The sequence below is a fragment of the Streptomyces sp. NPDC101225 genome, assembly GCF_044767585.1.
Taxonomy (GTDB): Bacteria; Actinomycetota; Actinomycetes; order Streptomycetales; family Streptomycetaceae; genus Streptomyces.
In genome coordinates this window covers 147,995-162,030 of sequence record NZ_JBIWOE010000014.1, presented here as the reverse complement: position 1 = coordinate 162,030, position 14,036 = coordinate 147,995, and the positions used below count along the sequence as shown (strand labels likewise).

The following is a 14,036-nucleotide window of genomic DNA, read 5'->3' as shown; positions in this document are numbered from 1 at the left end:
CCCCGCCTCGGCGAGCCTGACGTGTCCACCTCTTCCCGTACCGCCGCCCGCCGGCAAGCCGATGGCATGCGCATCACCGTAAAATGCCGGTACGGCGAAAGCGGCCGGAGGACGTGTCATGACCGAACAGACCACGCGCCACGGGATCGGTGGGCAGACCTCCACCTCGGACGGCGAGAGGGGCGGGCGCGACACGGACCACCGCCCCGCGATCCTCGCCGAATGGCTCGCCGGTACCGGCCGGAACGGTGCCCGGCCCTCGGGGCCCCCACCTCCCGCGCCAGGGCCCGCCGCTCCCGCTCCCCCGCCATCCGGGTACCGCGCGGCCCTCTCCGCCGCGGTGACCAACCTCAACGCCGCGTCGCTCTCCTTCGTCATGGGCACCGGAATCGTCTCGACGGCCCTGTACGTCAACGGCGCCGGCACGGCCTCCGCCGCACTCCTGTGGGTGGCTCTCGCGGGCTTCGTGGTGCTGGTGCCCGCCTACGGCTGGTGGATGCTGTGCCGGCGCCGGCGCTTCATGGCGACGCTCCTCGGGCCACGGGCCTTCGCGCTGCTCACCCTCGCCGTCTCTTCCAACGTGCTGGCGGCACGTCTGGTGCCGGACGGTCACACCGCGGTGGCCGGGGCGTTCCTGGCGTTCGGGGTCCTGGGATGGCTGGTGCTGGACTACGTCGTACCGCTCGCGCTCATCACCACCCTGAAGCGGAATCCTTCGCTCGACCAGGTCGACGGCACCTGGTTCCTGTGGGCGGTGGGCTCGGAATCGGTGGCCGTCGCGGCGGCCTCGCTGGCCCGGGCCGCCCCGAGCCACGCGCTGGCCGTCCTGGCCATGGTGTGCTGGGCCATCGGCCTGATCCAGTACCTGCTGACCGCGGCGATGGTACTGACGAGGCTGCTCGCCCGGCCCACCCGGCCGGAAGGCCTCATGACCTCGGTGTGGATCTTCATGGGAGCGGCGGCGATCACCGTGCTCGCCACCGTACGGCTGATGGCACTGCCACCGGACGAGACGATGCTCTCCCGTCCGCTGCTGGTCGGGGTGGCCGTCGTCCTGTGGGCCTTCTCCAGCTGGCTGATCCCGCTCCTGCTGGCCCTGGGCGTGTGGCGGCACGTCCTGCGCGGCGTCCCGCTGCACTACGAGGTCGGCTGGTGGAACCTCGTCTTCCCGATCGGTATGTACGCGGTCACCACGCACGAACTGGGGCGCGCGACCGGAGCCTCGTGGATGACGAGCACGGGCCGCTGGGAGGTCTGGGTGGCCGCGGCGGTCTGGGCCGTCGTGTTCGCCGCGATGCCGACCGCCGTGCCCCGGCGTCGTTCCACGCTCCGCGAGCCGTAGCGCGTCATGGGGACACGTTCGGTGTGGCCCCGGGCGCCACACCCCGTCGTTCCCGTGTGCGGTGCGGCCGGTCCCGTCCGCGATGGCCGGGCCTCGCGGCGGCCGGGCCTGCCGGACGGAACGCACCGGCCCGCGCGGCCTGCCGCCGCACGATGTGTGCCGGGGGACCCTCACATCAGGACATGATCGACAAACCTGCCCCGGTCCGAACTTAGGCTGCCGATCATGGATGTCTCCCTGGCTGCCCGCCCATCACCTCCCACTTCCGACCGGACGACACGTCCGCCCCTCGGCCCCACCTGGTTCGCCGCGGTGATGGGCACGGGCATCGTCGCCAACGCGGCCGCGACCCTGCCGCGGACCCTCGCCGGGCTGCGGACCGCCGCAACGGTGGTGTGGGTGGCCGCCGGCCTCCTGCTGGTCGTGCTGGCGGCGCGCTACCTCCGGCAGAAGGCGATCCGTTCCCACGCGGCCGACCCGGTGATGGCCCAGTTCTTCGGCGCGCCGCCGATGGCGCTGCTCACGGTGGGCGCCGGCGCGCTCCTGCTGGGCGAGGACGTGATCGGGTCGGACGCGGCGGTGGGCGTGGACTGGGCACTCTGGCTGACCGGGACCGCACTCGGCCTGGTCACGGCCTGGACGGTGCCGTACCTCATGGTCACGCGGCACCGCTTCGCCCCGGACGCGGCGTTCGGCGGCTGGCTGATGCCTGTGGTGCCGCCGATGGTCTCCGCGGCGACGGGTGCGCTCCTGGTCCCCCACACCCCGGCCGGGCAGCTCCGCCTCACCCTGCTGCTGGGCTGCTACGCGATGCTCGGACTCGGCCTGCTCGCGACGCTGCTGGTCCTGGCCATGCTCTACGGCCGCCTGGTGCATCACGACGCGCCCACCGGGACCACGGTACCCACCGTGTGGATCGGTCTGGGCGCGCTGGGGCAGTCGGTGACGGCGCTCGGCGCACTGGCTTCCGTGGCCCCGGGCGCCTTGCCCGCGCCCTACGCCCGGGGCGCCGCGGTGCTCGCACTGCTGGGCGGCATCATGGTGTGGGGCTTCGCCATGCTCTGGCTGGCCCTCGCCACGGGGCTGACGGTACGGACGATCCGGGCCGGTCTGCCGTTCGCGCCGACGTGGTGGTCCTTCATCTTCCCGGTGGGGGCCTGTGTCACGGCCACCGGCACCCTCGCGACCCGCACGGGGTCCGCACCCCTCAGCTGGACAACTTCCGTGCTGTACACGGCTCTCGTCCTTGCCTGGCTGGTGGTGGCGGGCCGGTCCCTGCGGCACGCCACCCGGCACGTGCGCCGCCCAGCCCGTCAGCTCGTCGACTGAGCGCCGGGGAGCGCCACGGCGAAGTCGATCTCCGTGGACGTGCGCCCGAGACCGGCCGCAGGTCCGCTCCCGTCCGCCGCAACGTGGGCCGCGGACAGGGACAGCGCCGAAGCACGGCACGGGCAGGCGCGCCCGCCGGACGTCCGCGTCGGACGGCTACCGCGAAGTCCCCGCCGTTTCCCCGCCGTTCAAGGGAATTCCGGTCGTCCGGAATCTGGTGCGGAAGGCACCCGGCGTGACCCCCAGGTGCCGTACGAACGCGCGGCGCAGGGACTCCGGCGAGCCGAATCCCGTACGGCGCGCCACCACCGCCATGGGCTCGTCGCCCGTCTCCAGCAGGACCTGCGCGGCTTCCACCCGCACCTGCTCCACGTACCTGGCCGGCGTCGTGCCCGCTTCTTCGTGGAAGAGCCGGGTCAGGTGGCGGACGCTGACTCCCGAGCGCCGTGCCATCGCCGACAGGCTGTGGTCGGCTCCCGGGTCCTCGGCCACCGCGTCCAGAATCCGGCGGAGCAACTCCTGGCGCGAATGGGGGATCTGCGAGCGGACGCTGAACTGGGACTGGCCTCCTGGTCGCTGCATGAAGACGACCATGTCCTTGGCGACCGCCCGAGCGACCCCCGCGCCGTAGTGCTCCTCCACCAGCGCCAGGGCCAGATCGATACCGGAGCTCACGCCGGCCGACGTCATCATCGTGCCGTCGCGCACGAAGAGGGCGTCCGGCTGGACCCGCACGGACGGGAAGCGCAGGGCCAGTTGGCGCGTGAAACGCCAATGTGTGGTGGCTCGGCGACCGTCGAGAAGTCCGGCCGCGGCCAGCAGGAACGCACCCGAGCACACGGAGGCCGTACGGCCGGCCGTCCCGTTCAGCCGCCGGACGACATCCAGCAGCTCGTCGTCCTTGATCAGCGTCTCCCATTCCGGACCACCCGGGATCACCAGCACGTCGGAGGGGTCACGGACGTCGCCGGCGCGGCGGTCGGCATGGATCCGGGTCCCGGCCGAGGTGATCACGCCGGCCCCGTCCTCGGACACGATCTGCACCCGGTAGCGGCCACCGAACGCGTTGGCCGAGGCGAACACCTCGATGGGGCCGGTGACGTCGAGCAGTCGCACGCCGGGGAAGACGAAGACGGTGACGGTCAGCCTGTTCGTACCAGGACGGTTGCCGTTCATCGGGTACCTCCGGACCGTGCGGGCGGGCGCCCGGATCGTCCGGCGGGCCGGCCGACCGCTCACCGGCGGGCCGACGTGCCCTGCGCCTCACTCCCGCCATCCTTCGTCCTCGGTCGCGACGCGCGCCAGGACTTGTTCGCTCACCGCTGGGAGGCGCGGCCTCCCAGCGCTGCTCGGCGGCCGGCGCTCCGGCCACCGTCGGCGGGCAGCGTCCCTCCCGTCACGAACGAGGCGGACGGACGTGTCCTCAAAGCTCCAGCACGAACCAGGTGGTCTTTCCCCGTTCGTCGGGGCGGACGCCCCAGCTGCTGGCGAGACTGTCGACCAGGAAGAGGCCGCGTCCGGATTCGTCGTCCTCGGATGCCGGACGCGGATGCGGCAGATGAGGGCTGGAGTCGCTGATCTCGATGACGAGGCTGCTGACGCTTCGGCGTACATGGAGCACGAGTGGGCCTTCGGCGTGCTGGACGGCGTTGGTCAGTACCTCGGACACCAGCAGCCGCGCGTCGTCGGCCTTGTCGGCGTTGCCCCAGGCGTTGAGCGTGTCGACGACGAACGAGCGGCCGGTGGCCACCGCGGACGCGGTGGCCGGCAGTTCCGCGCTGACGGTGTCCAACGGGGCTGCGGGGATCCGTGCGAGAAGCAGGGTCACGTCGTCGTCGTGGCCGTCGGTGCCGGCCAGCAGGGCGGCAAGCACCTCGTCGGCGGCGCTTTCGAGACCCTGTGTGCGGGTGAAGGCGTCGTCGAAGGCGGTGGTGAGCTTGTCGATCTGGGTCTCGATGTCGCCGCCGGGAGTCTCGACGAGACCGTCGGTGTACAGGACGAGGGTGGCGCCGGGCGGAATGACGGCGCTGGACTGCTGGTAGAAGATGTCGCCCACGCCCAGGGGTGCGTTGATGGGTGTGGGGAGCCTGCGGACGCCGTCGGGGTCGGCGACCAGGGTCGGCAAGTGCCCGGCGGAGCAGGCGATCACCGATCCCGTGTCCGGGGCGATGACCAGGTAGCAGCAGGTGACGAGTTGATCGGGGACCTCGAGGTCGGCGACGACCGCGTCCAGGGCCTGCATCAGCTGCCGGGGCTGCAGACCGGTCTTGGCCAGGGCGTGCGCGGCGGAACGCAACTGCCCCATGACGGCGGCGGCTTCCAGGCCGCGGCCCATGACGTCACCGATCAGGACACCGACCCGGCCGGCGCCGAGGGGAATGAGGTCGAACCAGTCACCGCCCACACCGGCGCCCTGGGTGGCCGGCCTGTAGCGGCTGGCCGCGTCCAGGCCGGGGATCGCCGGCGGGGTGCCCATGAGGCTGCGCTGGAGGGTGAGGGCGATGTGCTTCTGCTGCTCGTAGAGCGTGGTGAGTTCGGCCTCGGCGCGCTTGCGGTCACTGATGTCGCGGACGATGGCGCACGCGCCGATGACCTTGCCGGCCGTGTCCCGGGTCGGCCAGAGGGTGACGTCGACGTCGATCATGGCGCCGGTGCTGGTGAGCCGCAGGGTTTCGAAGTGTTCGATCTTCTCGCCGTGCCGCAGCCGTTCCAGCAGCCGGATGATCTCGTCCTTGCAGTCGGGGGGCGCCAACATGGACACATGCTGTCCGATGGCTTCCTCGGCCGCGTAGCCGTACAGCCGTTGAGCCGCAGCGTTCCAGTAGGTGATGCGGCCGTCGAGGGTCTTGGCGAGGATCGCGTCCTGGGACGACTCGACAAGCCCGGCGAGCTCATTGATGCGGGTCTCGGCGGCCTTGCGTTCGCTGACGTCCCGGACCGCGGCGGAGACCAGCAGGCCGTCGGCCGTCTCCAAAGGGCTGAGGCTGATCTCCACCGGGAACTCGCTGCCGTCCTTGCGCAGCCCGTGCAACTCCAGCCCCGCACCCATCGGCCGCACCTGCTGGTTCACGGCGTAGCCGTCCCGGTGGCGGGTGTGGTGCGCCTGGAATCGTTCCGGCACGAGCAACTCGACCGGGTGACCGAGGAGTTCGTCACGCCGGTAGCCGAAGAGCGTCTCGGTCTGGGCGTTGACGAGCCTGATCGTCCCGGTGTCGTCCACGATCACCATCGCGTCCGGGGCCGCCTCCAGCAGGGCCCGGAACCTTTCGTCAGCCGCCTTGCGTTCGCTGACGTCCCGGACCGCGGCGGAGACCAGCAGGCCGTCGGCCGTCTCCAATGGGCTGAGGCTGATCTCCACCGGGAACTCGCTGCCGTCCTTGCGCAGCCCGTGCAACTCCAGCCCCGCACCCATCGGCCGCACCTGCTGGTTGACGGCGTAGCCGTTGCGGTGGGCGGCATGCTTGTCGTGGAACCGGTCGGGAATGAGGATCTCGACGGGGCGGCCGAGGAGTTCGTCACGCCGGTAGCCGAAGAGGGTCTCGGTCTGGGCGTTGACGAGCCTGATCGTCCCGGTGTCGTCCACGATCACCATCGCGTCCGGGGCCGCCTCCAGCAGTCCCCGGAACCGGTCCTCGGCGGTCCTGGGCTCGCCTTTGAGGACGCGCCTGCGGTGTGGCCGACCGGCGGCTCCCGCCCGGTCAGCTGACACTGACGTACCCGTATCGCCCATATCCGACCTAACTGACGGCAGACTCGCAAAGAGCCACCTCAGCGCATCTCGGGCGTCGCCACCCGCAACTGCCGCCTACTGGCCTCGAGTCGCCCGGGTCTGCCTGTTGCTGACCGGGCGGCGTTCTCGTTTGACACGAAGGCCGGCGCGATCGTCACTGCCCCCGCATCAAGTCCGGCGCCGACGACCGGGCCCGGCCGGGCCGGGGTGGGGTGGGCCGGGGTGGAGGTCAGCCGGGTGAGCGGGCGCATGTTCTCGGAGTGCAGGTGCGGGCGCATCTTCTCGGAGTGCAGGTGCGACGGGCCCGCCGCCGATCCGCGCGGCGCGTGCCGGAGCCGCGAGAATCCGCGCCGCGAGCCGTACCCGCGGGGACCTCAGCGCTCGGTGAGCAGTCCGGGCGCGGGTCCGGCCGCGGCGCGTTCGGCCGTCGCCGCCGTCAGCAGGAGGAAACCCAGGGCGAAGCCGAGCATCGTGAACACGCCCCGCGGCCAGAAGATGTGGCTGTCGACGAAGGACCAGCAGGCGGTGAGCAGCACCACTGTTCCCGGCAGCACCCGTATCCCGTGCCGCCGCCACAGCACCAGGCATGTGGCGCAACAGGCCACGGCGAGCGCGTACACACCCGCCTGCCCCAACTGGTCGCCGACCGCGAACAATCGCGCGGCCGCACCGTGGATGTGATGGTCCACGACCGTTCCGGCGGAGATCCCGGCCACCGCGTCGAGCCCGGAGTAGTACACGGCGTAGACGGCGCATCCGATCCAGGCGACCACCGTCAAGGCCCCTTCGGCATCCGGGCGCGGCCGGCCCCACAGCGGGACGACCAGGCCAAGCACCAGGAAGGGGAACACCGGCAGCAAGGCGATGTGCAGGCCCGCCCAATCACCGGCGGTGGAGGCCGTCAGATGCCGGGGGTGCACCAGACCCACGACGGCCAGCGTCAGCGGCGCGACCGTCACCAGCGCCGTCGTACGAGCGACTCGGAAGGATGGCATCCGGTCACGCTAAGGGGCCGGTGGCCGGGCGGCGCGGGAGCCGCGCACACGTAAGACACCCGTAAGACGGCCCGAGGGCGGACGCGAGGGCGACCGTCGCCCGGGGACGCCGGCCCCGGCCGGCTCCGAGAGGCCGACGCACCATGTGTACCCGCGCTCACAGCGGCGGGCCGACCGAGGTGAGCCGGAAGTGACCCGCTCCTGTCCCCACCGACACGGAGAGGAAAATCCCGGTCCCCACCATCGACCGCGAACCCGGGTCTCGGGCGATCCGGGAGGTGCATCAGCCAACGCCCTCCAGAAAGCCCAGGGAAAGAGCGAATCCATGTCCTATGTGAGCCCACCCGATCTCGTCCGGAAGATGATCGACGCAGGCGAGGCCAAGGTCTTCATGTCCGCGCGCGACACCGTGATCCGCGCGTACATGGCCGGTGCCATTCTCGCGCTGGCCGCGGTCTTCGCGGTCACCGTCACCGTCCAGACGGGCCAGGCCCTCGTCGGGGCCCTGCTGTTCCCCGTCGGCTTCTGCCTCCTCTATCTGCTGGGGTTCGACCTGCTGACCGGCGTCTTCACCCTGGCGCCCCTCGCCCTGATCGACCGGCGTCCCGGCGTCAAACCGCGCGGGGTGCTGCGCAATTGGGGCCTGGTGTTCGTGGGCAACTTCGCCGGAGCACTCACCGTCGCGGTCATCATGTCGGTGATCTTCACCTACGCCTTCACCATGGATCCGAACGACATCGGGCAGAAGATCGGCCACATCGGCGAGGACCGGACGCTCGGCTACGCCGCGCACGGGGCCGCCGGCATGCTGACGCTCTTCCTCCGCGGCGTTCTGTGCAACTGGATGGTCTCCACCGGCGTCGTCGCCGCGATGATCTCCACGAACGTCTCGGGCAAGGTCATCGCCATGTGGATGCCCATCCTGGTCTTCTTCTACATGGGCTTCGAGCACTCGGTCGTCAACATGTTCCTCTTCCCGTCCGGACTCATGCTCGGCGGCCACTTCACGTTCGGCGACTACCTGCTGTGGAACGAGATCCCGACGGTGCTCGGGAACCTGGTCGGTGGCATCACGTTCGTGGGCCTGACCCTGTACGCGACCCACGCGCGCACCGCTCCGAGCCGGCTGACTCCGCGACCGGCCGACACCACCGCCGCAGAGGCCGGCCAGATCGCCGCCTGACCCTTGTTCGTGCCGCACCAAGAGGTTCATGTCGTCCGCGAGTCGTCGCATGGCGCGATGTGCGGCGCGGCCGTGCCGGACGGCCGCGTCGCACATCGCGCGCCATCGAGGCGGAGCGCGGTCGTTTCCCGGGACGTCTCGGCGGTCCGCTGTCGCCGCCGGTGCGCGTCCTGCCGGCGAAGGCCGTCGAGGATGACGTTCATCAGAGGCCGCGCCGTGGATTCCCATTCGTCGCGGTCGAGCCGGCCCAGGTAGGCGATGAGCAGGAGCACCCCGCGGGCGTCCACGTCCGTGCGAAGGGAACCGTCCGCCTTGCCGGCGTCCAGCAGTTGGGCGAGCGCGCCTTCGATGGGGTGGTGACTGTGGGCGACGAGGTCCTGCCATGCCGTCGGTTCCAGCGCGGCCAGGACGCCGCGCTTGATCCCGGCGTAGTCGATCACCCGGTCCAGCCAGCGGCGCAGGGCGTCCACGGGCTCGTGATCCGCCAGCAGGGCCGAGGCGGCGACGACGAGGTCTTCGACGTCGCGCCGGTAGACCTCGGCGAGGAGGGCTTCGCGATGCGGGAAGTTCCGGTAGAGCGTCCCCTGTCCCACACCGGCCCGCTTGGCGATCTCGTTGAGGTGGACGTGGTCGGACTCGGCGAGGGCCGCGCGGGCGGCTTCCACGATGCGGTTGCGGTTCTCCACCGCGTCCGGGCGGCGTGCTGACGGGCTCACAAGGGCTCTCCTGATGCTCTGCCACCAACAAGTGGACACGTGTCCGGTAGGCTGACCGAACACCGGACACGTGTCCACTTTACCTGGAGGCAGGCATGCTCTCTCTCGAAGACAAGATCGTCGCCATCACCGGAGCAAGCGGCGGCATCGGCGAGGCCACCGCCCGGCTGCTCGCCCGGCGTGGCGCCGCGGTCGTCCTGGCGGCGCGCCGCGGCGAGCGCGTCGACGCCATAGCTCAGGACATCCGGGAGGAGGGCGGCCGCGCCGCCGCGTACGTCGTCGACGTCACCGAGGCCGAGGACCTGCGGCGCCTGGTCTCCTCCACCATCGACCGGTACGGCCGCATCGACGTCCTGGTGAACAACGCCGGCATCGCCCCGATCAGCCCGCTGGCCGACCTCGACACCGCGGGCTGGTCGGCCATGATCGACGTCAACCTGCGCGGCATGCTCAACGGCGTCGCCGCCGCGCTGCCCGCCTTCCGTGCGCAGGGAGCGGGCCACCTGGTCAGCGTCGTCTCCGTGGCGGGCCTGAACGGCACCTCCCCCACCATGGCCGTCTACGCCGCGACCAAGAACGCGGTGCGCACCGTCCACGAGGGGCTGCGCACGGAGTCCACCGACGGGGTGGTGCGCACGACTGCCGTCTCGCCGGGCTACATCCGCACCGATCTCGCCGACTCCATGGCAGACCCTCGCATCCGCGAACAGACGCGCGAGCACATGGCCGCGGTGGGCATCTCGCCGGCCGCGGTCGCCCGCGCGGTGGCCTTCGCCATCGAGCAGCCCGGAGACGTCGAGATCGGCGAGATCACCGTTCGCCCCACGCGGCAGGCATGACGCCGAAACCTCCGCTGCCGCCGCACGCCGACACCGTTGCCGGCAGCCGGTGAGGAGCCGACGGTACGCATCCACGGAACCGCCGCTGCCCGGCTCCGCGCCCGCCCGCGTCAACGCGGCACGGACTGCGACCTCTCCAGGTCGGTCCGGCAGCGCAGGCAGTGCTCGAGGTGCGGAAGCGCCCGCAGCCGCTCGGGGGCGATCTCCGTGCCACAGCGCACACAGGACCCGAACCCGCCGTTCTCCAGCCGCTCCAGGGCGCTCTCGAGGCGCGCCAGGTGCGTGCGTTCGTTCTCCGTGTGCGTCCGGTGCTGCCGCAGCGCCTCGGCCGTCGCGCTGACGTCCGCCGCGTCGAGGAGGCAGTCGGCGCGCAGTTCCTGCTCCTTGACGGACCGTTCGTCGAGCCGGCGGCGCAGAGCGGTGGCCTCCCCGGCGAGCCGTGCCCGCAGCTCCTCCGCCTCGGACGTGCCGATCGTGGTGCGTGGTTCCTCCACAGTCACCTCTTCCGCCCTTCCTCTGTGCGCCCTTGGGCCCAGCTCGGGCCGGCGGCCGTATCGCCGCGGGCTGCGACCCCGCTGCCGCTGAACCGGTCCCGGGCGGTCCATCGGTCCAGGAATTCCTCGAGTGTCCGGTGGATCACGTCACCGCGCGGTGACGAGCTCGGGGTACTCGTTGGGGGTGTCGTTGAAGCGATTGAAGTAGTTCGTCAGGAGGTTCAGCGCGAGGTTCCCGATGATCTCGGTGACCTCCGCGTCGGTGACACCTGCGGCGCGCGCCTCCTTGACGTCCTCCTCGGCGACGGAGCCGCGGCCACGGGCGATGGCGTCGGACAGCTTGAGCACGGCGTCCGTGTGCGGGTCGTCGGAGGCGGCGTCCCGGGCGCGCTCGATCTCCGCCCGGTCCAGCTTGGCGACGTTCTTCGCCAGGAAGGTGTGCGCCGACAGGCAGTACGTGCATCGGTTGTACTCGGCGCTGCTCAGAGCGAGGCGGTGACGTACGGCCGCGGGCAGCACGCCCTCGTCGAGCGCGCCCGACAGCGTCATCCAGGCCTTGACCACCGCGGGGCTGTTGGCCATGTACTGCGTCATGTTCGGGATGACCCCGATCGTCGCCTTCATCTGCGCGTACAGGTCGGCAATCTCGTCGGTCGCGTCGACGGGCTTGAAACGGGCGAGCTCGGTCATCACAGTTCCCTTTCCATGACCACGGGAGTCCTGGCTCCACTGCTTCGAGTCTGCCGACCCGCCCATGCGACAGACAGCTACTTTCGGATCGCTCTTCTGCCCCGGAGTCTCACCTGTCGAGGGCGATGCGCGTGGGTACGAGAAGCAGCCGGCCCCCGCCCGTCAGGGACGAGAGGCCGGCTCCGGCAGGACACCCGCCAGCTGGCTGCGCGAGGTGACACCGAGCTTGGCGAACACCTTGCGCAGGTGGTACTGCACGGTGCGTGCGCCGATGAAGAGCCGGGTGCCGATCTCGGGGTTGGTCAGTCCGTCGCGAGCCATCCCGGCGATCTGGGCCTCCCGCGCGGTCAGACACGCGTCCGCGGCCCGGGCCGCGCTCTTGTGTGTGCTGCCGCCGACGGCCCGCAGTTCGCGGCCGGCCCGCGCCGCGAACGCCGCCGCCCCCATGTCGGTCAACATGGCGTGCGCGGCACCCAGTTGGACGCGCGCGTCGTTCCGGCGCCGCCGGCGGCGCAGCCATTCTCCGTACAGCAGATGCGCCCGGGCGAGTTCGACGCGCAGACGGGTCCTGCCGAGGCGGGCCACGGCCTCGGCACCCGTCCCGCCGAGCACGGCGAGCCCAGGAAGCCCAGGGAACACGGCGAGCGAGACCGCTGTCCGCGTCGGCGCCGAGTGGCCAGTGGCCAGGCGGACCAGCCAGTGGCGGATGCGCCCGGGCCGGCCGCGGCGGCAAGATCCATTCCGAGCGTGCCCAAGGTGCACGGGCTGACGCTCGCCTCGCCTCATCGTTGGACGGTAGCCATGAACATCGACACGGACGTGGTCCAGGCAGACGTACTGGTGATCGGCTTCGGAAAGGGAGGAAAGACGGTAGCCGCCAAGATGGGCGAACTCGGCAAGACCGTCGTTCTTGTCGAGCGTTCGCCGCACATGTACGGAGGGACCTGCCCCAATGTCGGCTGCGTGCCCACCAAAGCGCTGGTCCATCACGCCAACAAGCGGCGGCCCGAGGATTCGCTGCAGGACTGGTACGAGCGCTCCGTAGGAGAGGTCCAGGCGCTGACCTCCCTGTTCCGTGCCGGCAACTACGACGGCCTCAACGGGATGGACACCGTGCGCGTCGTCACCGGGCAGGCCCGGTTCGAGGACCCGCACACCGTGTCGGTACAGGGCCCCGACGGCCCCCTGACCATCAGGGGCGAGACCATCCTGATCAACACCGGCTCGGAACCGATCGTCCCCGACGTCCCCGGCCTGCAGAACAGCTCGCGCCTGGTGACGAGCACCCAGCTGATCGAGAACAGCACCCTGCCGCCGAGGCTAGGAATCATCGGCGGCGGGTACCTCGGACTCGAATTCGCCTCGATCTACCGCAGGTTCGGGTCCGAAGTGACCGTCTTCGAGGCCGCGGACGACATCCTGCGCCGCGAGGACGACGATGTCGCCGACGCGGTGAAGACCATCCTCACCGAAGAGGGCATCACCCTCGTGACCGGCGCGCATGTGCTCGAGGTCGACGACGGTCCGGACGGGACGACCATCGTCCACGAGCAGGACGGCACGAAGCACAGCATCGACGCCGACGCCGTTCTCGTGGCCGCGGGACGCCGCCCCGTCGTCGCCGATCTGAACCTGGAAGCGGCCGGTGTGCGAAGGACGGACCGAGGAGCGGTCGAGGTCGACGCGTTCCTGCGCTCGAGTCAGCCCCACATCTTCGCCCTCGGCGACGTCAACGGCGGCCCCCAGTTCACGTACATCTCGCTCGACGACAGCCGCATCGTCCTCGATCAGCTCATCGGGGACGGTACGCGCACCACGCAGGACCGGGTCGCCGTGCCCCACACGCTGTTCATCACACCGCCGTTGGGGACCGTGGGGCTCACCGAGGAGGAGGCCCGCGCGGCAGGTCACCGAGTGAAGATCGCGAGCCAGCCGGTGGCCGAGATCATCGCGATGCCCCGCGCCTACGTCGTCGAAGAGACGCGCGGGATGATGAAGTTCGTGATCGACGTGGCCACCGACGAGATCCTCGGTGCCGCGCTGCTGAGCACCGACGCCCAGGAACTCGTCAACACGGTCGCCTTGGCCATGCGGCACCGCATCACCGCCTCCGAACTCCGCAACTCGGTCTACACCCACCCCAGTTCGACGGAGGCGTTCAACGACGTCCTCGGCACGGTCGTCCGTACCGACCGATAAGGCACCGGCTCCCTCGTCTCAGCCATGCCGGTGACGGCGTCCCGCGCCGTCACCGGCGGCGTCGCGCCGCCCACGACCGGGCGGGCGGCGCCTGCCCCGCACCGTCGGCCCGGCTCCCCGCGACAACGGTGTCACCCCGGGGAGACCCTGCGCTTCACGGCACCGGTGAGCCATATCCCCATGCGGTACGCGGTCGACATCCCTCTCCCGACGGCGACCATCCGCAAGGGCGACGCGATCCTGGCGTCCTACGGAGCGGCCGACCGGGACCCGAGGATCCACGGTGAGAGCACGGGGACGTTCGACATCACCCGTCCGGACAAGCAGCACGTCGCCTTCGGCCACGGCGTCCACTTCTGCCTCGGAGCTGCCCTCGCCCGTGTGGCGGACCCGTCGGCGCGCCGGAAGCCCTCGCCCGACGCCACCACTCCGGCCCGTCGCAGGCCAGGGCGGTGACGAAGGGTCGGTGGGCGCGCCAGCGGGCGGCCGCGATGCGGCGGGGAGAGCGGGCAGGCGGAG

The 14,036-nt window shown here is 71.0% G+C and carries 13 protein-coding genes; 6 read left to right on the top strand and 7 right to left on the bottom strand.

Going from position 1 to position 14,036, the window contains the following annotated elements:
• Positions 1-118 precede the first annotated feature (118 nt).
• Complete coding sequence (locus ACIRPX_RS21490) at positions 119-1,342, top strand: tellurite resistance/C4-dicarboxylate transporter family protein (RefSeq protein WP_404196804.1); 1,224 nt, start codon at positions 119-121, stop codon at positions 1,340-1,342.
• Between the two features lie 225 nt (positions 1,343-1,567).
• Positions 1,568-2,671: a TDT family transporter gene (locus ACIRPX_RS21485; RefSeq protein ID WP_404196802.1), complete on the top strand. Its 1,104-nt coding sequence runs from the start codon at positions 1,568-1,570 to the stop codon at positions 2,669-2,671.
• 156 nt (positions 2,672-2,827) lie between these two features.
• Here ACIRPX_RS21485 and ACIRPX_RS21480 read toward each other — a convergent pair whose 3' ends face one another.
• From ACIRPX_RS21480 to ACIRPX_RS21470, 3 genes are all read right to left on the bottom strand, one after another.
• Entirely contained in the window at positions 2,828-3,847 is a 1,020-nt protein-coding gene (locus tag ACIRPX_RS21480; protein WP_404196799.1) for a GlxA family transcriptional regulator, read from the bottom strand.
• A 247-nt stretch (positions 3,848-4,094) separates the two neighbouring features.
• A complete protein-coding gene (locus tag ACIRPX_RS21475; RefSeq protein WP_404196796.1) occupies positions 4,095-6,380 on the bottom strand; it encodes a PAS domain S-box protein in 2,286 nt (761 codons plus the stop codon).
• A gap of 395 nt (positions 6,381-6,775) precedes the next feature.
• Positions 6,776-7,396: a hypothetical protein gene (locus tag ACIRPX_RS21470; protein WP_404196793.1), complete on the bottom strand. Its 621-nt coding sequence runs from the start codon at positions 7,394-7,396 to the stop codon at positions 6,776-6,778.
• A 361-nt stretch (positions 7,397-7,757) separates the two neighbouring features.
• Between ACIRPX_RS21470 and ACIRPX_RS21465 the strand changes: the two genes are divergently transcribed.
• Positions 7,758-8,579, top strand: a complete 822-nt coding sequence (locus ACIRPX_RS21465) for a formate/nitrite transporter family protein (RefSeq protein ID WP_404196790.1) — start codon at positions 7,758-7,760, stop codon at positions 8,577-8,579.
• Positions 8,580-8,605: 26 nt separating this feature from the next.
• Here the strand turns inward: ACIRPX_RS21465 and ACIRPX_RS21460 are convergent, their stop codons facing one another.
• Positions 8,606-9,295: a TetR/AcrR family transcriptional regulator gene (locus ACIRPX_RS21460; RefSeq protein WP_404196788.1), complete on the bottom strand. Its 690-nt coding sequence runs from the start codon at positions 9,293-9,295 to the stop codon at positions 8,606-8,608.
• A 95-nt stretch (positions 9,296-9,390) separates the two neighbouring features.
• On the opposite strand from ACIRPX_RS21460, the gene ACIRPX_RS21455 reads away from it, so the two are divergent.
• Positions 9,391-10,134, top strand: coding sequence for an SDR family oxidoreductase (locus ACIRPX_RS21455; RefSeq protein WP_404196786.1), 744 nt, complete (start codon positions 9,391-9,393; stop codon positions 10,132-10,134).
• Positions 10,135-10,244: 110 nt separating this feature from the next.
• Here the strand turns inward: ACIRPX_RS21455 and ACIRPX_RS21450 are convergent, their stop codons facing one another.
• From ACIRPX_RS21450 to ACIRPX_RS21440, 3 genes are all read right to left on the bottom strand, one after another.
• Positions 10,245-10,634, bottom strand: coding sequence for a TraR/DksA family transcriptional regulator (locus ACIRPX_RS21450; protein WP_404196783.1), 390 nt, complete (start codon positions 10,632-10,634; stop codon positions 10,245-10,247).
• Positions 10,635-10,775: 141 nt separating this feature from the next.
• The gene (locus tag ACIRPX_RS21445) at positions 10,776-11,318 is read right to left on the bottom strand and encodes a carboxymuconolactone decarboxylase family protein (protein WP_404196781.1); all 543 of its coding nucleotides are present in this window, start codon (positions 11,316-11,318) and stop codon (positions 10,776-10,778) included.
• A gap of 162 nt (positions 11,319-11,480) precedes the next feature.
• Positions 11,481-11,957 (bottom strand): LuxR C-terminal-related transcriptional regulator, encoded by a 477-nt coding sequence (locus ACIRPX_RS21440; RefSeq protein ID WP_404196778.1) that lies wholly within the window; start codon positions 11,955-11,957, stop codon positions 11,481-11,483.
• A 162-nt stretch (positions 11,958-12,119) separates the two neighbouring features.
• On the opposite strand from ACIRPX_RS21440, the gene ACIRPX_RS21435 reads away from it, so the two are divergent.
• On the top strand, positions 12,120-13,517 hold the full coding sequence (locus ACIRPX_RS21435; protein ID WP_404196775.1) for an FAD-dependent oxidoreductase: 1,398 nt from the start codon (positions 12,120-12,122) through the stop codon (positions 13,515-13,517).
• 24 nt (positions 13,518-13,541) lie between these two features.
• The gene (locus tag ACIRPX_RS21430) at positions 13,542-13,973 is read left to right on the top strand and encodes a cytochrome P450 (protein ID WP_404196772.1); all 432 of its coding nucleotides are present in this window, start codon (positions 13,542-13,544) and stop codon (positions 13,971-13,973) included.
• Positions 13,974-14,036: the final 63 nt, after the last annotated feature.